At 70.0% G+C, this 19,330-nt stretch carries 18 protein-coding genes, 1 tRNA gene and 1 pseudogene; 9 read left to right on the plus strand and 11 right to left on the minus strand.

Annotated features, from left to right (window positions below; genetic code table 11):
- Nucleotides 1-37 precede the first annotated feature (37 nt).
- Nucleotides 38-559 carry a hypothetical protein gene (locus AC5WRT_RS22770; RefSeq protein WP_496100552.1) on the minus strand — a complete coding sequence of 174 codons (522 nt, stop codon included), beginning with the start codon at nucleotides 557-559 and terminating at the stop codon, nucleotides 38-40.
- A gap of 740 nt (nucleotides 560-1,299) precedes the next feature.
- Nucleotides 1,300-2,664 carry a group II intron reverse transcriptase/maturase gene (gene ltrA, locus AC5WRT_RS22775; protein WP_496095425.1) on the minus strand — a complete coding sequence of 455 codons (1,365 nt, stop codon included), beginning with the start codon at nucleotides 2,662-2,664 and terminating at the stop codon, nucleotides 1,300-1,302.
- Nucleotides 2,665-3,384: 720 nt separating this feature from the next.
- Between ltrA and AC5WRT_RS22780 the strand changes: the two are divergent.
- Nucleotides 3,385-3,871: pseudogene (locus tag AC5WRT_RS22780) on the plus strand (transposase); the annotation flags it as partial.
- A gap of 698 nt (nucleotides 3,872-4,569) precedes the next feature.
- Here AC5WRT_RS22780 and AC5WRT_RS22785 read toward each other — a convergent pair.
- On the minus strand, nucleotides 4,570-5,301 hold the full coding sequence (locus AC5WRT_RS22785; protein WP_496095426.1) for a hypothetical protein: 732 nt from the start codon (nucleotides 5,299-5,301) through the stop codon (nucleotides 4,570-4,572).
- Nucleotides 5,302-5,470: 169 nt separating this feature from the next.
- Nucleotides 5,471-5,692, minus strand: a complete 222-nt coding sequence (locus AC5WRT_RS22790) for a hypothetical protein (protein ID WP_496095427.1) — start codon at nucleotides 5,690-5,692, stop codon at nucleotides 5,471-5,473.
- Nucleotides 5,693-5,762: 70 nt separating this feature from the next.
- Here AC5WRT_RS22790 and AC5WRT_RS22795 point away from each other — a divergent pair, with 70 nt between their 5' ends.
- Complete coding sequence (locus AC5WRT_RS22795) at nucleotides 5,763-5,909, plus strand: hypothetical protein (RefSeq protein ID WP_496095428.1); 147 nt, start codon at nucleotides 5,763-5,765, stop codon at nucleotides 5,907-5,909.
- 116 nt (nucleotides 5,910-6,025) lie between these two features.
- Here AC5WRT_RS22795 and AC5WRT_RS22800 read toward each other — a convergent pair whose 3' ends face one another.
- The gene (locus AC5WRT_RS22800) at nucleotides 6,026-6,850 is read right to left on the minus strand and encodes an alpha/beta fold hydrolase (protein WP_496100553.1); all 825 of its coding nucleotides are present in this window, start codon (nucleotides 6,848-6,850) and stop codon (nucleotides 6,026-6,028) included.
- A gap of 112 nt (nucleotides 6,851-6,962) precedes the next feature.
- Here AC5WRT_RS22800 and AC5WRT_RS22805 point away from each other — a divergent pair, with 112 nt between their 5' ends.
- Nucleotides 6,963-7,388 carry a MarR family winged helix-turn-helix transcriptional regulator gene (locus AC5WRT_RS22805; RefSeq protein WP_496095430.1) on the plus strand — a complete coding sequence of 142 codons (426 nt, stop codon included), beginning with the start codon at nucleotides 6,963-6,965 and terminating at the stop codon, nucleotides 7,386-7,388.
- 616 nt (nucleotides 7,389-8,004) lie between these two features.
- Nucleotides 8,005-8,826, plus strand: coding sequence for a MerR family transcriptional regulator (locus AC5WRT_RS22810; protein ID WP_496095431.1), 822 nt, complete (start codon nucleotides 8,005-8,007; stop codon nucleotides 8,824-8,826).
- Nucleotides 8,827-8,900: 74 nt separating this feature from the next.
- Here AC5WRT_RS22810 and AC5WRT_RS22815 read toward each other — a convergent pair whose 3' ends face one another.
- Nucleotides 8,901-9,308 carry a PaaI family thioesterase gene (locus tag AC5WRT_RS22815; RefSeq protein ID WP_496100557.1) on the minus strand — a complete coding sequence of 136 codons (408 nt, stop codon included), beginning with the start codon at nucleotides 9,306-9,308 and terminating at the stop codon, nucleotides 8,901-8,903.
- An 89-nt stretch (nucleotides 9,309-9,397) separates the two neighbouring features.
- Here AC5WRT_RS22815 and AC5WRT_RS22820 point away from each other — a divergent pair, with 89 nt between their 5' ends.
- The gene (locus tag AC5WRT_RS22820) at nucleotides 9,398-9,616 is read left to right on the plus strand and encodes a hypothetical protein (protein WP_496095432.1); all 219 of its coding nucleotides are present in this window, start codon (nucleotides 9,398-9,400) and stop codon (nucleotides 9,614-9,616) included.
- A 642-nt stretch (nucleotides 9,617-10,258) separates the two neighbouring features.
- Nucleotides 10,259-10,462 carry a cold-shock protein gene (locus tag AC5WRT_RS22825; protein WP_086727180.1) on the plus strand — a complete coding sequence of 68 codons (204 nt, stop codon included), beginning with the start codon at nucleotides 10,259-10,261 and terminating at the stop codon, nucleotides 10,460-10,462.
- A 257-nt stretch (nucleotides 10,463-10,719) separates the two neighbouring features.
- Here AC5WRT_RS22825 and AC5WRT_RS22830 read toward each other — a convergent pair whose 3' ends face one another.
- From AC5WRT_RS22830 to AC5WRT_RS22850, 5 genes are all read right to left on the minus strand, one after another.
- Nucleotides 10,720-11,094, minus strand: coding sequence for a PIN domain-containing protein (locus AC5WRT_RS22830; RefSeq protein ID WP_496095433.1), 375 nt, complete (start codon nucleotides 11,092-11,094; stop codon nucleotides 10,720-10,722).
- The gene (locus AC5WRT_RS22835; RefSeq protein ID WP_496100554.1) at nucleotides 11,091-11,345 is read right to left on the minus strand and encodes a hypothetical protein; all 255 of its coding nucleotides are present in this window, start codon (nucleotides 11,343-11,345) and stop codon (nucleotides 11,091-11,093) included. Before AC5WRT_RS22835 ends, AC5WRT_RS22830 begins: the two co-directional genes overlap by 4 nt.
- Before the next feature lie 618 nt (nucleotides 11,346-11,963).
- Nucleotides 11,964-13,166 (minus strand): PP2C family protein-serine/threonine phosphatase, encoded by a 1,203-nt coding sequence (locus tag AC5WRT_RS22840; RefSeq protein ID WP_496100555.1) that lies wholly within the window; start codon nucleotides 13,164-13,166, stop codon nucleotides 11,964-11,966.
- 380 nt (nucleotides 13,167-13,546) lie between these two features.
- Nucleotides 13,547-13,807: a hypothetical protein gene (locus tag AC5WRT_RS22845; RefSeq protein ID WP_496095436.1), complete on the minus strand. Its 261-nt coding sequence runs from the start codon at nucleotides 13,805-13,807 to the stop codon at nucleotides 13,547-13,549.
- A 900-nt stretch (nucleotides 13,808-14,707) separates the two neighbouring features.
- On the minus strand, nucleotides 14,708-17,419 hold the full coding sequence (locus AC5WRT_RS22850) for a SpoIIE family protein phosphatase (protein WP_496100556.1): 2,712 nt from the start codon (nucleotides 17,417-17,419) through the stop codon (nucleotides 14,708-14,710).
- Between the two features lie 611 nt (nucleotides 17,420-18,030).
- On the opposite strand from AC5WRT_RS22850, the gene AC5WRT_RS22855 reads away from it, so the two are divergent.
- The 3 genes from AC5WRT_RS22855 to AC5WRT_RS22865 all read left to right on the plus strand — a co-directional run bounded on the left by AC5WRT_RS22855 (nucleotide 18,031) and on the right by AC5WRT_RS22865 (nucleotide 18,805).
- A tRNA-Cys gene (locus AC5WRT_RS22855) sits at nucleotides 18,031-18,124 on the plus strand.
- A 64-nt stretch (nucleotides 18,125-18,188) separates the two neighbouring features.
- Nucleotides 18,189-18,428 carry a hypothetical protein gene (locus AC5WRT_RS22860; protein ID WP_496095438.1) on the plus strand — a complete coding sequence of 80 codons (240 nt, stop codon included), beginning with the start codon at nucleotides 18,189-18,191 and terminating at the stop codon, nucleotides 18,426-18,428.
- Entirely contained in the window at nucleotides 18,428-18,805 is a 378-nt protein-coding gene (locus AC5WRT_RS22865; RefSeq protein ID WP_496095439.1) for a toxin Doc, read from the plus strand. Before AC5WRT_RS22860 ends, AC5WRT_RS22865 begins: the two co-directional genes overlap by 1 nt.
- Nucleotides 18,806-19,330 lie beyond the last annotated feature (525 nt).

Genomic DNA, 19,330 nt, shown 5'->3' on the forward strand with positions numbered 1-19,330 from the left:
CGCACCGTTTTCCGTAAGACTACCAGCAGGCACGAAACTACGAGTGCACGGGTTGGCATGCTGTTCCGCTGTGGCCGGTATTCGCAATGGCAACACCGCAATAGGTGCCCGCGGGCTCGCTGTTCAGGGGTGTCCACGTGGCGGTCAACTGCCAGCCGGAAGGTGTCGCCACGAAACCGGTATCGGCATATATATGGCCGGCCGGACTGTTTTTCACAACCGACCTCATCATGACCTCGAAGTCCTCATGGTTTATTGCATCGGTATGCATATTCGAGACATAGAGTCCGCCGCCGAAGATGTAGAAACATGCCTCGGCCTTGTACCCGTTGCAACCGGAGTCGCTGAAGCTTTTTATACGAGGCTCCGGTTCAAGCGAAACGGTGAGTGTTCCGTCGGACGTATGAACGACCTTGACAACCCCGGCCTTCACGGTTTCGGTCTGTGCGACCTTTGCCTGTGCCGGAGGCGCGCCCGACGCCTGTGCCGAAGGGACGGCCGCGACGGTGGCAAGAACAGTCGCGGCAACGGCCAAACCAGCAGAGCGTGTACTGAGCACTTTGAGATCCCTTTCGGTGACGTGATACTTACGTTTAGTGGCGAGGCTCCGAGACTCCCCAATCGATGGCATTCGCGGACACGTCCGCGGAGTCCGACGTGGAGTCAGCCCCCGATCGGCTGGCGCACCACCATGGCGTGTTCCCACAGTGTGGAGTGGTGGGTTTACGTTTCAGGACGCTGCCTGCGCAGCGCCGGATGCCGCGACGTCGATCGCTACGGATTCGGCGACCATCGCACATGCGAAGGCTGTTCGCTGGACTATGCCCTTCTTGCGCATCTCTATCCCTTCGTGAACGACGCGCGACCCAGTGCGCCCGTTCGAATGACGTTGCCTTGACGCTTCGCCGCTCGGGCCTGCCCCACGCGGAGCAGCGCACCTAGCCTGCCCGGGCTGCTGGGTAGAGTCGCGTTTCCCTTACGAACCCGTACAGCCCCCGTGCGTCCCCGAAGCTACGCCAGTTGGTGGCGGCGGGGAGGATCGGTTTGCACGGTGAGGGAGTGCTTCCGGTGTTGATCTGCACTGTGAGCACGCTGCCAAAGCACAGGACCTTCGCCTGTCGCCATAGCGGCAGCGTCGCGGCTGGTTGAGCGGAACGGGCTGAGCAGATCGCCCGCACCATCACCGACCCCGACTCTCAGTAGGGTCGGGGACTGGCGCGGTGGCTTCCGCTCCGTTTCCAGCCCCCGCCGCTTCAAACCGTACGTGCGGTTCTCCCGCATACGGCTTTCCGACATCGTTCACCAACTGGCATGCGCCGTCGCCCTGCGTACGGTTCCGGTAAGGCGGTAGACCCGGAGCCGGGTGATCCACCCGTAAGTGAAACGGGTGGTCCAGTTCCGGCCCCGCAGGCCGTGTTTTCGGCTGGCGAGGATCGCCAGCCGTTCGTGGACGTAGCCGTCGACCGCGTTGAATTTCCGCCCGGAGTTCCCGTTGCGGAAGTACGCTCCCCAGCCCCGCAGCACGGGGTTGAGGTCGGCGACCACGGCGGACAGCGGCCGTTCAGCCTTCGAAATGACGGTGGCCGCACGGACTTTGTCCCGCAGCACCCGCATCGCTCTGGCCGAGGGCCACCGCTGCAAGTAGTACTTGCCCCGCCATTTCCACGACTCCACTTTCCGGTGGTGGAAGCCGAGGAACTCGAAGCCGTGCCCGCCCCGGGTGAGGCAGGTGATGCCGGACTTCTCCGGATGCAGCCGCATCCCGAGTCGGTCCAGCACCCTCGCCGCCAACCGCTGGGCCCGCTCGGCCCGTTGTCTGGTCGGCGACAGGACCACGAAGTCGTCGCAGTACCTCACCAGCACCCCCAGCCGGCGGCCCTCGTCCTGCCACGCCTCGTCGAGGACGTGCAGGGCGATGTTCGCCAGCAACGGGGAGATCGGTGAGCCCTGCGGGGTTCCCGCCCCGCTCGAGGAAGTCACCCCGCCCTCCAGGACTCCCATCCGCAACCAGGCCCGGATCAGCTTCAGCATCGGCCGGTCCACGACACGCCGGGCCACCTGGGCCATCAGCGCGTCGTGATCGATCGTGCCGAAACAGTCCCGGATATCGGCCTCGAACGCCCACTCCCGACCCTGGTTCGCCGAGACGCGCACAGCTTCGCACGCGTCGATCGCGGACCGCTTGGGCCTAAATCCGTAGCTCGCCTCGGTGAACTGCGCCTCGAAGACCGGTTCAAGGACCAGCTTCGCGGCCGTCATCACCACCCGGTCCGCCACGATGGGAATCGACAGCAGCCGGAACTCCCCCGGCCGCCCCGGCTTGGGAAGCTTCACCCGCCGAAGCACCGACGGACGATACGCATGCGTCCGCAGCTCGGCCAGGCCCCGGAGGAACGCATCCACCCCGGAGGCCGCCACCGCGTCGACGGTCACGCCGTCCACGCCGGGGGCTCCTCGGTTCGCACACACACCGGCCCACGCCCGCCGAAGAACGTCCATGCGGTGGACATGGCTGAACAGGGCGTGAAACCGGCGTTCGGGTTCTTGCCTGGCACAGCGGTAGAGCGTCCGCTGCAAGGCTCGGACCTTGTCCAGAGGACGACCGCCCGGTCCTGCGACGGCGCCTTCCTCCCGGCGGACGGATCTAGCCGAAACGGCACTCATCCGGGCCCCTCCCTGTTCGCGGATCGCGTCGATGAAGCAGGGGCCCTTCGCTCCCAGCGGGTTGTGTTGTCCCGCCGATCCGCACTACTACGACCCCCTCCGACTGCCTCTCGACAGCCCGCCACTTCCCGGTTCCGCCGGTTATAGGCAAGCCACGCTTCCCGCGCCGCATGCGCGGGGCCGAGGAGGCTCTCTCCCGTTCCCAGGACAACCGTCCGACCATTCCACGCCCCTTAACGCCGGGAGGTTCTTCGGCGACCGCTCCAGGTCCAAGATCGCCTTCCATGGCCTTCGCCTTTCAAGCACAGGCTCGGCTCCTCCTTGGCCCCGCCTCACGGCGGGCTTAAATGACGACGCTGCAGGCTTCACTTCATGTTGCGGACTGGCCGGTTGCACACCCCCTACGGGTGCTTGTCACTCCACTTCGACGCCACCCTTTCGAGGGACGCCGGGAGTCAGCTACCGGGGACCCTGGCGTCTCCCCGGACCGGACTTGCACCGGCTGGCTACCCTGGACTTGACGCCCGGTTACATCGCTTCACCTCCTATGAACTGGGACGATGCCCGAGCTGCTGGACATACGCTTGTCATTTAAGGTCCGGCGTCGAACGTGACTCGAACTTGATCAGCGGTTTCGCAGTTCAGCGGACATGAAGGCGGCCTCCGTCTGATCCTGTGCTCCGTCACGGAGGCAGAGGAACCAGCACGAAGGCCGTGGTCGTGAGTTTGGGGCATCAGGACGTCCTGCGGGATACGTTCGCGGAAGTGTCACGCTTCCGGACGGAGTTGTACGGGTGTCTGACCGCGCGGGGCGACGCGCTGTTCGAGCTGTGTGACGTGCTGCTGTGTACGGATGGGCCGGTGCGGACGCGTCGATCCGGCACTCGCGCCGGAGCACCGCCGCCGGCACGGGGCCCGGTACGGCGGTCTCCACCAGGGCCGGATCGACGTGGCCCGGCTGCGTCGCGCGCTGGGCTCGATGCCGTTGCCGAGGGCGGCGGACGGTCGGATCGTGCTGGCTGCGGACGTCTCGCCATGGCTGCGCCCGGACGCCAACACTTGCCCTGACCGGGCCTTTTGTCCCACGTTCGGCCGGGACGAGGGTAAGCACCAGATGGTGCCCGGCTGGCCGGACTCGATCGTGGCCGTGCTGGAGACGGGTCGGACGTCGTGGACGGCAGTGCTGGACGCGGTCCGTCTGGAGCCCACGAGAGAACGGCCGCTGCGTATGAGTCTCCCGGTCGACGCGCCCGCAGGCGACGCATTGGGAATCCTGTCCCGCTTTCGGGTCGAGTTCTAACGGCCGCACCGAAACCGTCCAAACCGGGCCCGGGACGACCTCCCGGCTCGAAGAACAAGCACCGGGCCAAGCGCCACGACGTCGGCAAGACGGTCAAACGCGCCGAGTCGATCAAGGAACATCAAGCCCGCCACGGTTAAACGCCAAGCTAAGGGCGCGTTGCTACAGCAGTAACGCCGGACTCTCTCAGCTTGCGAGCCACGCGTTCCATCTCCGGAAGCGTTCCTGAGTACTCACCGTGCACCACGCGTCGCAGCACGGCCTTGGCGCTCGTCAGGTCAATTCCGAGCTCAGCCCGCAGCACCCGCATTATGGCGACACCCTTGGCCGACGGACTGCTCACCTGCAGCCTCGCGGGACCATGCTCGGAGGAGCATCTGATCCCGCCGTTCCGCCGGCACGTCGCCACCGCACACGGCTACTGCACATCCACAGGCGGAACACGTTGACTCAACGTCCCACCGCAAGCGGCCATCCACGAGGGCCTGAGTCCCCCAACACTCCAGCTCTGCACCGCAGTCCTGACACACCGCGGAGTACCTGACAGATTGGGAAACCGCCTGCTCCATCCCCACCCCCAACGGAGACGAGGTTAAACGACAAGCTCAGAGCCTGACCACTAACCCTGCTGACCGCTGGATCGGGTGATCGTCCGAGTGGCGTGAACGTCCTTTCCGTGTGGGAGATATGTGATGTTTCGTCTCTCTCGCTGTGGTGGGAGGTTGCTGGTGCCGTCGGTGTTGGGGCTGGTGGAGGAGCGGGAAGCCGGGGCTCGGCGCGAGGGCGAGCGGCTCCGGAGCGAGGCGGCCCGGCTGGCCGCTGCTCTCGGGGAGGCCGAGGCGGAGGTCTCGCGGCTGGTGATCGCCCGGGAAACGCTGCGGGACGTGCTGCGTGGGGCGCCCGAAGGCGGGGGTGGTGCGGTGGCGATCGGCCCGGCCGGAGCGGGAGTGGACGGCGGGGTCCGGGTGGCTGTGCCGGTGCGGGAGCCCGGCATGGGCCTGGACGTTCTCCCGCCGATCTATCGGGAGCTGGCGCAGGCGTTGGGAGCGTCCCCTGAGCCGTTGCAGGCCGGTGAGCTGGCGCGTCTGCTCGGACTGACTGGAGGCGACGGCGGCCTCCGAAGTCGACAGGGCCGCCGGAACATCGGACAGGCCGACTTCATCGGCCGACTCGGCCGGGGCCTCGACGGTCTCCTCGCGGGCGATGACCGCGCGCCGTGCGGCTTCCTCCGCCTCCGCGACAGCGGCTTGAAGCCGCTCCAGTTCGGCCCTCAGCTCCTCCGTCCGGGCCAGCGCCACCCGCTCACGCCGCTCCAGCACACCCAGCACCGACGGCATCCGCCACCTCCGACCACGCCCCGCACAGACACGACGGTCCGAGCACGCCTACCCAGCGACGGCCACACACCTCACCTGGGAAAGCGCGACCCTACCTCCGGTTTGGGAATCGCTTCTGATGACGTGTTGGGCGATGCCAACCCTGATGCTGTGCGCCTCGGCGGCTGCATCATCGAAGCGCGGAGGTGGAGGCCTGCGAGGCAGCTCTCCGAGGTCTTGTCGTACCGGCTGGCGATGCCTCCCAGGCCTTCAACCACTGCCAGCCGGTCTTGAACCGCCGGATCACGCCCTCGAACTGCTCCCGCAGGCGCTCGGGGAACGGCACGTACTCGCCGATCGACAGGTACGGCCCGACGAACTCCCGCTCTTCGTTTGTCAGTTGCACTCGCATCGCGCAAGGCGATCTACCGGTTGATCACGACTCGATAGGCGCCCTACCCGCCCACCGTCGGCCGCGGCACGTGAGCGACCTCCACACGGCGGCCCTCGTCTCCTCGTACGGCGTCCTCGACTGGTTCCGCGCGCCGCGCTTCGACGCGCCGAGCCCGTTCGCCACGCTGCTGCGCCTGCCCGATGACCCGGTTCCTCACTTCCGGCGGCGTCTGTGACGTCGTCGAACAGGGCGACGGTCGCGCGGACGGCTGACGCCTTGGGGGGAGCTCGGAGTCGGGTGCGCACTGGATGCGGGCCATGGCCCCCAGGGGTCCCGGGGACAGGCGGGCAGTCAACGGTTGAGGCTGTGCAGGAAGTCGGTGACGATCCGGGTGTACTCCTCGGGGCGGTCGAGACTGGGGAAGTGCGCGGCGGCGTCGATCACGACCGTTCGGCCTCGTGGTGCCGTGCGGGCGATGGACTCGGCCATGGCTCGTAGCTCGGGTGCATCCTGCGCGCCGTTGAGGGCGAGCACGGGCACGGTGATCCGGCCGGCCCGGGCGCCGAGATCCTGGACCGGGATGTGGTGATCGGGTTCGCCGGGAGTGTGCTTGCCGATGGTTCGCCGGCGCATCTGGCGCAAGCGGGTGTAGATCTCGGGCCGGACGGCGTCCCGTGGCCGCTCGGGGCCGTGCGCCCACACGTCGCTCGCGTCGTGCCAGGCCTCGATGTCGCCGGCGGCCAGGGCCTGGTACTGGGCGGCCTGGGCTTGCTTGGACCACGGCTCGGTGAACCCGCGTTCGCCCGTGCCGCCGCCGGAGATGACCAGGGCCCGGACCAGCTCGGGGTGTTCCAGCACGGTTCCCACGGCGATCATCGCGCCCATGGAGACGCCGACCAGGACGGCGGGGCCTGCGTCCAGGTGGCGCAGCAGCTCGGCGAGATCGTCGGCCTGACGGAACGGGCGGCTCGCGTTGGCGGACCGACCGTGACCGCGGGCGTCCGGTGCGATGACGCGAAACTCCTTCGCGAAGGCCGGGACGTGCTCGTCCCACATGGTGTGGTCGAGGAAACCCGCGTGCAGCAGCACGACGGGGGGGCCTGCGCCCCCGGTGTCCCGGTAGGCGAGTTCACCATCGGAGGACGCGAAGAAACGGAGTTCGGAAGCTTCACCCATGACAACCAGGTTGTCATAACAGGGATGTAGTGACAACCGGATTGTCATTTACCATCGGCGTGTGAGTGATGAAGAACGCCTCCTGTCTCCCGATGAGGCGGGCCCGCGCCTGATGGAGGTCTTCGCCCTGGTGGGACCGCTCTACCGGCGAGTCCATCGGAAGATCGAACAGGACGCCCCGCGGCAGGGGCTGTCAGTGGGGGTGCGCGCGGTGCTCGATCTGCTGCGCGAGCACGGACCGATGACGGTTCCCCAAATGGGCCGCGCGCAGTCGATCAGCCGTCAGTTCGTCCAGCGGATGGTCAACGACGCCGCGACAGACGGACTGGTGGAAGCCGTGTCCAACCCGGCGCATGCCCGATCCTCGCTGATCCGCCTGACCGACGCCGGCCGCACGGCGATCGAGGCCGTCGTCGCCCGGGAACACGCGCTGCTGCGCGAAGCGGCGGACGATCTCACCACAGCGGATGTGGACGCATGCGTCCGCGTGCTCAGCCGGATGGTCGCCCTCTTCGACGACCTGGACGTCAACAGCTGACCGACGGTTCGGCTCGGACGGTGCCGGCAGTTGTTCGGTCCGGCCCAGCGGGCTGCGACGTCGATTCGTCCGGCACGGCCGGACCGGAGCCGTGCCGCACGCCGGCACCACGCATCCCTGGTCGGCAGGCTGCTCGGCGCTTCGGACAGCACCCGGTCCTGTCGCCCGTTCGACTTGATGGGCAACGCAGCCGGGAACAGCGGACGCATGCGACCGCGGCGAGAAAAAGTGCTGGCCCGGCAGGGGGCTGGAAACTAACGTCGGACGATGCGGATCCTGCCCACGCACGGGACCCGCGCATGGGCGCGACGGTCCACGAGGCCGACGAGGAGGAGATGCGCGAGGTCATCGGAAGGCTCGGCCCGTCCACTGCGAGCCTGAACCGAGCCTCGGGCCAAGCACGACGAGCCTCGCCCGCACACCACACCGAAGGAGTTCGCCGGCACCCTCTGGAACGACCGAGGGCCCGTCCCGCTCGGCCGCCGCCTCCACCGCGGCTCCCACGGCGAAAGCGCCGACGCCGACATCAGCCACATCCCCCGCGTTCTCGCCGTTGTCGGCCGCCGAGAGGTTTGTTGACCCTCACACCGTGTCAGGCGGTCAGCTCGGAGGCATCATGTTCACCATCGGAGACTTTGCCCGGCACGGCCGCGTCTCGGTCCGGATGCTGCGTCACTACGACGCGACCGGACTGCTGCACCCGGCCCACGTCGACCCCGTCAGTGGCTACCGCTACTACACCGCGGCCCAGCTCGCCCGCCTCAACCGGATCATCGCGCTCAAGGACCTCGGCTTCACCCTCCAGCAGGTCCGGGACATCGTGGACGAGAAGGTCGGCGTCGAGGAGCTGCGCGGCATGCTGCGGCTGCGGCGGGCCGAACTGGAGACTGCCGTGGCTGCCGCGGGAGCACGGCTGGTCCAGGTCGAGGCGAGGCTCCGAGCGATCGAGAGCGAGGGGCACATGCCCACGAACGACGTCGTCATCAAGAACGTCCCCGCCGTCCGGGTGGCGGAGCTGACCGCGACCGCCGCGAGTTTCGAGCCCGAGGACATCGGCCCGGTCATCGGACCGCTGTACGAGGAACTGTTCCGGCGCCTGAAGACGGCAGGCATCTCCCCCACGGGTCCCGGGGTCGCCTACTACGAGGACGCCCCGGAGGGCGGCGGCAGGATCAGCGTCCACGCCGCCGTCCAGGTCTGTGCCCCTCATCAGGACGGCGCCATCCGGATCCTCGATCTGCCCTCCCTCGACCGAGCTGCGACCGTCGTGCACCGCGGCTCGATGGAGACCGTGCTCCCCACCGTCCAGACCCTGGCTCGCTGGATCGACGCCAACGGCTACCGGTCGACCGGCTACCCCCGCGAGATCAACCTGGAGTGTCCCGAGAACCGCGACGACTGGGTGACGGAACTGCAGGCTCCGGTGACCCGGGCCTGATCAACCGCGCCCGATCCCGACCGGTGATCGGTTCTGCGACGGGTCGGTTGCCGTCGGCGCACAGCGCGTGGCGGTCAGCGCGGCTGCACCGGGAAGAGCATGCAGCTGCTGGTGGCGTGGGCCAGCAGCCGGTCCTCGGAATCACGGAGCTCCGCCTGCGCGAGGGCGGTGCGGCGCCCGGCGTTGAGGACGGTGCCGATGGCCCGGACCTTCCCGGTGTCGACGGTGATCGGGCGCAGGAACTTCAGGGTCAGGTCGAGCGAGGTGTAACCCATGCCCTGCGGAAGAACGGACTGCACCGCGCAGCCGGCCGCCGAGTCCAGGAGCGTGGCGTAGACGCCGCCGTGGACGCTGCCGATCGGGTTGTGGTGCTCCTCGCCCGGTACGGGATGGTGGCTGCGCCGAGCACCGCAGCGGCCCTGGTCAGCGTCTCCCACGAACGCGCAGGCATGGCCTCCGGAGCCGTCAACGCCTTCCGCCAGATCGGATCCGTCACCGGCTCCTCCCTTCTCGGCGCGCTGCTCGCCATCGGCTCCGGTCCCAGCTGCCGGCCCGGCTCGATGCCCACCAAGTGCCACGGGCGGCCTGGCCCGCAGTGGAGCACGCCGTCTCCACCGGCAGCGCCCACGGTGCGGCTCCGCCGAACGTGACGGCCGCGGTCGGCGACGCCTTCACCTCCGGAGTGCACGGGGGCATGGCCGTCGTCGCCGTCGTGTTCCTGTGCGCGGCACTGGCCTCCGCCCTTCTGGTGCACAACCGACCTCACCACACCACCGCGAAGCCGAACTGACTTACGGGTGCGGGGGGTTGCACAGGGGAATCGCCGTGCGTAGGCAGCCAGTCGTGCACGAACCGCTCCCGAAAGAACTCGGCGACCGCGGTCGCGAGGCGCCGTTCCCGCCCGGCGGGCCGGGCCGTTCGGAGCCCCTCGCTCGGAGGGCCGGACCGGTCGAGGGGCCTCTCAGGAGGCAGCGCGCGTGACCGACTCCGCGCACGGGCGCCGGACGGCCGCAGGAAACGACGATGCCGCAGCCGTGGCGGGGCAAGCGGTGGACGAGCGGAACCGGCGCCTCGCCCGGGCAGGCGTGGCCCGTGCCGAGGACCTCCTCGTCGGCGTCGGACGCCTCCGGTGCGTGCCCGTCGAAAGGGCCGGCCTCTGCTGGTCAGCTCCGTGCCGTGCGACCGTGGAGAGGACTCCGCGTCCTCCGTGCCAAGGCTGCCGCCCGGGTCGGCGGCGGGACCGACGGCGTTGCGGCCTGGCGGAGCTCCCGCGAAGGAACTAGCGTTGTCCATGGAGCAGTCGTGGTTCCGAAGTTGTTCGCCCGCGGTCACCTTGCCCGCGGGCGCTTTGCTGTGCAGCCCTCTCCGGACCAGGGCGATCACCTCTGGCCCGCTTCACCTGCGGGCCGCTCCCTCGTGAAGGAGAACAGGCATGGCCAAGGGCACTGTGAAGTGGTTCAACGCGGAGAAGGGCTTCGGCTTCATCGCCCAGGAGGGCGGGGGCCCGGACGTGTTCGCCCACTACTCCAACATCGCCGGTCAGGGCTACCGGGAACTGCAGGAGGGCCAGCACGTCGAGTTCGACGTCACCCAGGGCCAGAAGGGCCCCCAGGCGGAGAACATCCGGGTCGTCTGACCCCGCGCCCGGACAAGCCCGGCCCGAGCAGAGGCGGGGGCCGTGGACCACGTCACGCAGTCGGCGGCTCGGTGGCGGGCAGGCGACGACCACCGCCATGCTCGTGACGAGGAGAACGTCCGTGCCGATGGAGGCAGTCCCTGCTGGGCCGCACTGCGGGAAACCGGGGATGCGGCCTCGTACGGAATCAAGGACGATCGACACCACGGTGCCCGCCGCGCCCAGGTGAGCGGCGGGACCGTGCTGCGCCGGCAGCGTCAGGTGGGGTTCAGCGGAGTGATGCCGGTACTGGCATACAGCCGGGGTTCCAGCGACAGGACGGTGAGCGGTTCGCCCGTCTTCACCGCCTGCCAGGCGATCGCCGCCGCATGAGCCACGGGCCAGTCGACGTTCGTCCACCCCATCGCGTCCACGGCGTGCGCCGCGGTGAACGGCATGTTCTCCGCGAACCGCAGGGATGCCGCGTGCTTGCCGGCGCCGGCGACCTGCCGCTCGGCAGCGAGCACGGACAGTGAGGGAATGATGACCCGGCCGGTGCCGCGCGAGGCCTCGATGTAGAGGCCGGTGAAGAAGGGATCGGCCCGATACAGGGCGGTCAGAGCAGTGTGGTCCAGGACGGCGGTCAGATTCACGCGGCGGCGCCGCCCTGATGGGCGCGGATCTTCTCCCAGGCGTCCTGGCCGGTTCGCTGGACCTGCTCGGTGTACTCGATCCCGAGCTCGCGTGCAGCCTCGGCAGCCCGCTGTTCCCGCTCGGCCGCCGTGAGCTCGCGGCTGGTGAGCTCTGCCAGCAGCTCGGTGATGGTGGTGCCGCGCTCGTCAGCGAGGATGCGCAGCCGGTTGCGCACTTCTTCGCTGGTCTTGATGCTGGTCGGCTTGCTCATGGGGCCGATTCTACCGCCGGTAGACTGCGGTGACCGAGTCTTCGAGGACACCGTCGGCGCAGCCGGGGACGCGTCCTTGCGCGGCCGGCGTGACCGTGGTGAAGGCCTCGGACAAGGCTCCCGGCCCGGAACCCGGACCCGGGCGGGCTCGGCGTGGGGGCCGACGTGAAGCAGACCGTCCCGGGCCTGGCGGGCGATGGCCGTGCTGAACGCCCGTTGGTGCTGCGGATGTGAAGGCGGTTGCGATCGCCTGTGAAAGAGCTTCGTGATCTGCTCCGGTGCCGCATGACGAGCCGCCGGCCGGCCGTGCCGCCCTCTCCCAGCCGCCGGACGTTCAAGTCCGGATGCACCGCATGGCTACGGCCTCGGGTCGGACGTCGGGGGCGGTTCGACCGTCGGCGGTCCTCTGCCGGTGGGTCCGGGCGAGCACCCGTCGGACCGCGAGCATCCGGGCGGCTCGCAGGCGTGCCTGGATGCCCTCGCCGAGGCGTCAGCCGGTGCCTCCTCGGCCTCGAGCCGGTGTCGCGTGAGCCGTGCCCCCAGGCTCGGTGTGGTGAACACCAGCCGATGGCAACGACCGCCTCACCCCCGCGGCGCAGCCGCAAGCCGCAGGGTTCTTCAGGCGTTGGAGCCGCCGTTGGTGCGGCGCTGCCCGGAACGGCTGCCGCGCCAGTCCAGCACCAGGGTGGTGGCGTCGTCCGGCAGGCGTCCCCCGCAGGCGTCGTGGACCGCTTCGGTCAGGACCTGGACCACTTCGCGGGGGTGCTCGTCGCGGGTTTCGCCGATGAGGGCCGGCAGGTCGACTCCGGCGGCACGGCGTTCCTGCATGCCGTCGGTGATCAGCACCAGACGGTCACCCGGCTCCAGACGGAACCGCTGTACCTCGTAGGTGACGGGTGCGAGTGCCCCGAACGGCAGGTTGACCTTGACGGCCAGTTCTTCCACGCGGTCGCCGCGCAGCCGCAGCGGCCAGGGATGGCCGGCGTTGACCAGCTCGCAGGCCCCGGTCTCCAGCTGGATGCGCAGCAGTTGGCCGGTGGTCATGCCGCGCGCGTGGTCGGTGATCGCCCGGTGGGCGGCGTACGCCTGGTCGAGGATGCTGCGGCCGGCGCGGCGGGCCCCGCGCAGGGCGTTGACGGTCAGCGTGGCCAGCAGCGCGGAGGCCGTGTCGTGCCCCATCGCGTCCGTGATCGACAGATGGAGGGTGTCCTGGTCGAGGGCGTAGTCGTAGGTGTCGCCGCCGACGTCGTCGGCCGGGGCCAGGCCGCACGCCAGGGTGAAGTGCGCCGCTTCGCAGCTGGGCGCGGACGGCAGCAGCTGGTGCTGGATCTCCGCCGCCAGGCTCACGGCGGTGGTGCGCCGGCTCCAGTGGTAGAGGTCGGTGAAGCGGCGGTCGGTCACCACGATGTATGCGAGCGCGTGCGCGGCCTGTACCACCGCGTCACGGACCGCGGCATCCGCGTGCGGCACCACCATCTCCAGCACACCGATGCAGTCGCCGCGGTTCGTCACCGGCGCCACCAGCCGGCATGCGCCCTCCCCGTCGTCCTCCTGGTGCAGGCGCTGGGAGCGCAGCACCCGGTCGTAGACGCTGCCCGGCAGGTCGATTCGCTCGGCCGGGCCGCGCGCCTGTCCGGCCGCACCTGCTCTGGGCAGCCGGACGGCCTCCCGGCCGAGGATGTCGACGAACAGGAAGCACACCTCCGTCGCCGAGAACCGTTTCTCCAGGTTCTGGGCCACCACGTCCACCGACTCGACCGGAGCGGCATCCTCCGCCGCCCGCAACACCTCGTCCAGGCCCAAGCCATCGTCAAAGGCCACAGCAAGCACCTCCCCGGCTCATCCCCATCCGGTTCCCCCACAACCTGGCCCGAATACGCAGGCTCACCCGGAAGAAACAGCTGCCACGGCAGGCCGCGCCCGTCCCAGCCGTCGGTGCGCACCCCGCAGACGATGTGGCCGATGTCCCCCGTAAAGCGGATCAGCCAGAGGCGCCGGACGACTCGCGGTGCCGTCGCAGACGGCTCTCACCGGCGACCGCCGTCGCCGCAGCGGACACGGCGGCCAGGCGGCGATGCCGGGCCCTGGCCGGAACGCCGACGCTCGGCGTCCGCCGGGAGACCGGCCGGGCCCGGCTCCTCTCCCCCCTTTTCCCGAAGTCGACCAGGGGCCCGGGGTGTGCCGTGCCGGCGTCCGGTGCGTCACATGCCGGAGCTGAGCCAGTGGTGCAGGGCTTCGTGCACGCTGTCGGGCAGTTGGCTGAGCATCTCGATCGCTTCCCGGTCTCCCGGCCAGGGAGCGATGCCGGCCGCGGTCAGCACCGCGTACAGGTTCAGGCGCCGCAGATCGCGGGGATCGACGCGGCAGGTGATGCGGTCTGCGGGATTGGGCGGCGCCAGCAGGAAGTCGTCCGCCGGGGCATGGTTCCACGGTCGATCGGTCGATGCGGTGGTGGTCTGCATGATCTGGCTCCGTTCTGCGTGTGCTTCGTTCGCACGCCTCGCGCCCGGGGCTGAGTGTGCTGTGTGCCTGGTTCGCTACCGGTCCTCGTCTTCCGGCGCGGCGGGCGGATCGTTCAGCCGGCTGCCGGCCGCCGTCTCCTCGGCCCGTCGCAGTGACCGGCACCAGGGACAGTCCGCTTCCGCCCGGTCCTCGTGGCGGCCGCCCTCGAGAAGGTGGTCGCCCGCCGGCCGGCGACGGCTGAGGAGGGGACCGGTGGTGAAGAACCCGAGCGTCGCCGGAAGGACACGACTCAGGCGGCGCCGACGTCTCCAGGGGCGTCCCGGTTGCGGTCCCTTCGCCTCGTCAGTCATCGGCACAGGTCCCGGTGGCAGTCGTTCGTCGGCACGGCGTCCTGCCCGAGGGTTCACCGCGCCGGCGCGTTGCCTCTGCAAGCCGGCACACACTCGGCGTTCTGCAGGCCTCGGGCACGAAAGCGACACACACACGCTCTCCCAGGGTGTGGGCGCAACCCTCCCCATGGCCACAGGCCGCAAGCAGGGCTCACGCGAAGACGGTGACGGCCGGCCGGCCGCCCACCACACCCTCCCCGCCGGCACGGCAGGTACCCGCACCACACGAACGGTGTTACACATCACCCATAATTCTGCGACTCTTGCCTGCATGCTCCATCAATGTGCGAAATCGCCCCTTTGACACCTCATCAGGCCTCACCATCACCACGAACGCCGCCCCGCCGCCCCGCCTCACCACCCACCCGGCACCCGGAAGTGAGTAACAGCCGTCCACGGTGCTGCGACAGCGGCACCACAGGCTGATCGAGGCCCGGTTCCGCGCTCACGCGTCGCAAGTCGAGGTGTCGACGGCTCGCCGACTGCGGTACGAAATCACGCCGCGACGACCTACTGGTCGGGTCGGGGGGAGTTTCCGGACGCGGCCGGGACGGTCAGTTCTGCCCAGATGACCTTGCCGGTGGCCAGGTACCGGGTGCCCCAGCGCTCGGCCAGCTGGGCGACCAGGAACAGCCCCCGGCCGCCCTCGTCGGTCGTGGCCGCGTACCGCAGGTGCGGCGAGGTGCTGCTGGCGTCCGAGACCTCGCAGATCAGGCTCCGGCCGCGCAGCAGGCGGACGCGGATCGGGCCGGTGGCGTAGCGGATCGCGTTGGTGACGAGCTCACTGAGGACGAGCTCCGCGGTGAACACCGGCTTCTCCAGGCCCCAGCGGGTCAGGTGCTCCTGGATTCTCCTGCGGGTGTCGGCCACCGCCGCCGGATCGGAGGGCACCTCCCACTCGGCGATCCGGTCCGGCGGCAGGGCACGGGTGCGTGCGACGAGCAGCGTGATGTCGTCGCTGGGGCGGTCGGGCAGCATGGCGTCCAGCACGGCGGCGCAGGTCTCGTCGGGCGTGCGAGGCCCGCTGCCGATCGCCCCGCGCAGCGCCTCGAGGCTCTCGTCGATGCCGCGGCCGCGGCAGTCGAGAAGCCCGTCCGTGTAGAGCACGAGCCGGCTGCCCTCGGGCAGCCTCAGCTGAGCGGTCTCGAAGGGCAGGGTCCCCAGCCCGAGCGGTGGCCCGGCCGGTAGCTCGGGGAACTCCACGGTGCCGTCGGGGAGGACCACCGCGGGCAGGGGGTGCCCGGCCCGCGCCATCGTGCACAGGCGCGTGGTCGGGTCGTAGATGGCGTACAGGCAGGAGGCGCCGGTGATCTCCACCGGTTCGTCCGCGGCGCCCCCCTCGCGGTCGAACTGCGCGACCAGGTCGTCCAGATGCCACAGCAGTTCGTCGGGGGGAATGTCCATCGCCGAGAAGTTCCGGACGGCGGTGCGCAGCCGGCCCATCGTCGCGGCAGCGTGCAGTCCGTGACCGACGACGTCTCCCACCGTCAGGGCGACCCGGGTTCCGGGCAGCGTGATGACGTCGAACCAGTCGCCGCCCACCGTCTGGGCCGGAAGGTAGCGGTAGGCGATGTCGAGGGCGGTCTGCTCGGGTGTGCCGAGCGGCAGCAGACTGCACTGCAGGGCGAGAGCCGTGCGGTGCTCGCGGGTGAAGCGGCGGGCGTTGTCGATGCATATCGCGGCGTGGGCGACCAGTTCCGTCGCGAGGGAGACGTCGTCCTCGTCGAACGGCTCGCGCTGCTGTGTCCGCCAGTAGTAGGCCACGCCGAGCAGTACGCCCCGGGCGCGCACCGGGGCCACGATGCGCGAGGTGATGCCGGAGCCGATGATGTCCTTGGCCAGGGCGGGATGCTGGGCCCGCCATGCCTGTCTGGCCGGCAGGTCCGCCTCGAGCACGGCGCGTCGATGGGTGACCGCCCACGCCTGGGGTGTGCCGGGGTCCAGGTCGAAGACTTCCCCGACGGCGATGAAGGGGTGATCCTCGCGGATGCCGTGCACCGTCATGCGGCGCATCCGCACGCGGTCGGCTTCGTCCGGTTCCTCACCGCGCAGGACGCTCTCGGCCAGGTCCACCGCGACGAAGTCGGCGAACTGCGGCACCCCGATCCCGGCCAGTTCCTCGGCGGTCCGCGCCAGGTCGAGCGTGGTGCCGACGGCGTTGCCGGCGTCGTACAGCAGTTGCAGCCGCCTGCGCGCCGCCTCGGCCTTGTGCGACAGCAGACGCAGCTCGGTGGAGTCGCGCAGAGTGGCCACACTGCCCGGGGGGCCGTCGTCGCGTCCCGTGGGCCAGCTGTTCACCACCAGCAGACGATCGCTGACGGTCAGCACCTCGTCATTGACGACACGGCCCGGCGTGAGCATGTCGGTCACGGCACGATCGAGCCCGAGGTCGGTCAGGCGCCGCCCCTCCACGTCCTCGGTGAGGCCGAGCAGCCGCCGCGCCTCCCCGTTGATCACGGTGACCCGGCCCTGCATGTCGAAGCCGACGACGCCCTCCCGGATGCCGTGCAGTGTCGCCTCCCGGTCCTGGAGCAGGCCCGTGATCTCCTCCAGTTCCAGTCCGAAGGTGCTCCGTTTGAGCCGCCGGGCGAGCACGAGGGCAGCGACGGCCCCGATCCCCAGGGCCATGCCGACGTAGACGCCGAACGCGGTCAGCTCGCGCCACAGCCGGCTGGTCGCCCGCGCCTCCGGGATGCCGGCCGAGACCTCACCCACCAGCGACCCGGGGTGACCGGCGGCGCCCGGCCCGTACAGCGGGACCCGGGCATTGGCGGACCGCCCGGTGGCCCCCGAGTTGATCCTGACGTGCGGCTTCCCGTCCACGACCACGATCGGCTCGGAGACCCGCCTGCCGATCAGCGCGGGTATCGGATGCGAGTGGCGCACCCGGTGCAGGTCGATCACGACGATGTACGACGCGCCGGACTCCGCCGCGATGCGCTGGGCCGCGGTCTGCACCACCCCGTATCTCGTCGCGGGCGCACCCGCCGCCATCGCGGCGCGGATCTGCGGATCACGCGCCGCGGCCCGGGCCACGGACACGGCCCGCTGCTCGAAGTACGCGTCCAGCTGCGAGCGCTGCGCGAACCCGAACAGGGTGAAGCCGATCACACTCGTCACCGCGAGGATCGCCAGCTGGGCGAGGAGGATCCGCTGCCAGAGCCGGTGCCCCCTGCGCGGGCGTGGCTCCGGTCGCAGCCGACGTCCTGGCCGCTGGAGCACGGATGCCCCTCCCTCCGGCCGAGTGAGGATCACCCCATTGTCCCGCGCGCCCGTCCTCCCCGGCATTCCAGGGCTCGCGCCGGCGTGAGCGTCCGGGCCGCCGGGCAGCTCCGGCCGCCCGGACGGAACTCCGCATGTCCCCGGCGCGTCGACCACCGAGCGGATCAGCGCCTGCTCGCCCGCCCTGCCCCGCCACCGGCCGCGCGAGCCGGGTCTGCGTCGGAGCCCTGCGGGGATCGGAGGCCGGCCGTAGGGCTTGTCCGGCAATTCGCGTCGTTGCCGGAAGGGCGGCCGCGCGGCGCCATGCTCTCGGCGTGCCGGCCCCAGGCCTCGTACTGGACGTACCTGTGCCTGGGGCCGGTGCGGCGAGTGGGGGCACCTCCCACGCCCTTGAGGCGGTGGGGGAGCGTGCACGGCGTCACGCGGCAGGCGGAAACGGTCGGACAGGCCCAGGGGCCCTGCTGTCGTTCCGGGGACTTTGGGAAAGTGGGCATGCAGCGACCACGCGCGGGACGAGGACGCCGGTCAGCGGTGCGTCAGTGTCGTGTCAGGCCGTCGCGGCACCATGAAACACGTGAACGGCGCCGCGGCAGACGCGGGACCGGGAGCAGGGAGAGGTGCCCGGAGTGGCTGATCGGGGACCAGGGCGCAAGCCCGGAGTCGGACCCTCGAGGGTCCACGCAGGTTCGAATCCTGCCCTCTCCGCCGACCGCTCGTTCAGCGGTGGAGGGATCTGGCGGCGAAGGTACCAAGTAGGTACCATCGGGGCATGCCATCGCTGAACGTGTCGTTCTCCGACGAGGAGATGGAAGGCGTCCGTGCCGCCGCTGCCGCGGAGGGCAAGAGCCTGAAGCAGTATCTGCATGATCTCGGCGTGCGGGAGATGCACCGCAAGCGGTTCGTCGCCGGTGCCGTGGCCTGGGCCGAACGGCTGCGCGGTGAGTTCGACGACGCGTTCCCGGACGAGGTTCCGCCCGCCCGGCGGGATGACGGGGCCGCGGCCGCCTGATGGTGTTTCGCATCGACGTCTCGTGGCTGCTCGACGTCCAGGAGGCGGCCCTCGGGCACGAGGACGTGACGGTGACCGACTACTCGGCGCTGGTGGCGGCCGTCGCGCGGCACAAGACCCGGATGCCGACGCTGGAGACGGCGGATCCGGACGCCGCGTGGCGGGCTGCCGCGCTGCTGCACACGATCGTGCGTCTCGAGCCGCTTCCGCACCGCAACAGCCTGTTCGCCGCCTTCGTGGCCGCTCAGTACATGGATCAGTCCGGTGAGGGCATCGACCCGCCGTACGGCGCTCTGTCGGATCTCGTACGGAAGGTGCGGGACGCCCGGTTGAGCGTGTACGCCGTCGCCGAGGCGCTGCGTTCCTGGAGGATCTGAGGGCGGGTCGGCGGGGCCCGGGTCGTCACGACTGCACGTCGTCGCCGCTGGGGGCGGTGATCAGCATTGCCGCATGAGGGGCCGCTCGGGCGGGTCGGACGGGATCGCGATCGTGGAGGATCTTCCGGAAGAGGACGCGGTCTCGCGATCCGCCGTCGATGTGAAGGTAGTTGCGCTGCGCCGATGGCCTCGAATCCGCATGTGGCGAGCACGCGCTGTGATGCCGGATCGCTGATCGCCGTCCCCGCCTCGCCCGGTGGAGCCCGACGAGTCGTCCGCAGCCCGACAGGCGGCTGGCACGGCTGTCCGCGGTCGCGGGGCTGGGAGCGCACACGGTGGCGGCGTGCGCGGGCCGGGAGGCGCGTCGGCCGGAACCTCCGGCGATCCCGCCCCTGCCGGTTGATGTGCGGCGTCGACGCGCGGCCCCCACATAGCGTTCACCGGCAAGTGTTGCAACGATTCCACTCATGAACGTTGCGTTACTTTCAGGTCCATTGCAACAATTTCACGGTTCTCACCTCCATT

The organism is Streptomyces sp. NTD91, from assembly GCF_059510455.1.

Bases quoted from the DNA above. Each gene is read 5' to 3' on its own strand.
- ltrA (WP_496095425.1), bottom strand. From the start codon at position 2,664: ATGAGTGCCGTTTCGGCTAGATCCGTCCGCCGGGAGGAAGGCGCCGTC.
- AC5WRT_RS22785 (WP_496095426.1), bottom strand. From the start codon at position 5,301: ATGCCGTCGGTGCTGGGTGTGCTGGAGCGGCGTGAGCGGGTGGCGCTG.
- AC5WRT_RS22790 (WP_496095427.1), bottom strand. From the start codon at position 5,692: ATGCGAGTGCAACTGACAAACGAAGAGCGGGAGTTCGTCGGGCCGTAC.
- AC5WRT_RS22800 (WP_496100553.1), bottom strand. From the start codon at position 6,850: ATGGGTGAAGCTTCCGAACTCCGTTTCTTCGCGTCCTCCGATGGTGAA.
- AC5WRT_RS22805 (WP_496095430.1), top strand. From the start codon at position 6,963: ATGGAGGTCTTCGCCCTGGTGGGACCGCTCTACCGGCGAGTCCATCGG.
- AC5WRT_RS22810 (WP_496095431.1), top strand. From the start codon at position 8,005: ATGTTCACCATCGGAGACTTTGCCCGGCACGGCCGCGTCTCGGTCCGG.
- AC5WRT_RS22825 (WP_086727180.1), top strand. From the start codon at position 10,259: ATGGCCAAGGGCACTGTGAAGTGGTTCAACGCGGAGAAGGGCTTCGGC.
- AC5WRT_RS22835 (WP_496100554.1), bottom strand. From the start codon at position 11,345: ATGAGCAAGCCGACCAGCATCAAGACCAGCGAAGAAGTGCGCAACCGG.
- AC5WRT_RS22845 (WP_496095436.1), bottom strand. From the start codon at position 13,807: ATGCAGACCACCACCGCATCGACCGATCGACCGTGGAACCATGCCCCG.
- AC5WRT_RS22860 (WP_496095438.1), top strand. From the start codon at position 18,189: ATGCCATCGCTGAACGTGTCGTTCTCCGACGAGGAGATGGAAGGCGTC.
- AC5WRT_RS22865 (WP_496095439.1), top strand. From the start codon at position 18,428: ATGGTGTTTCGCATCGACGTCTCGTGGCTGCTCGACGTCCAGGAGGCG.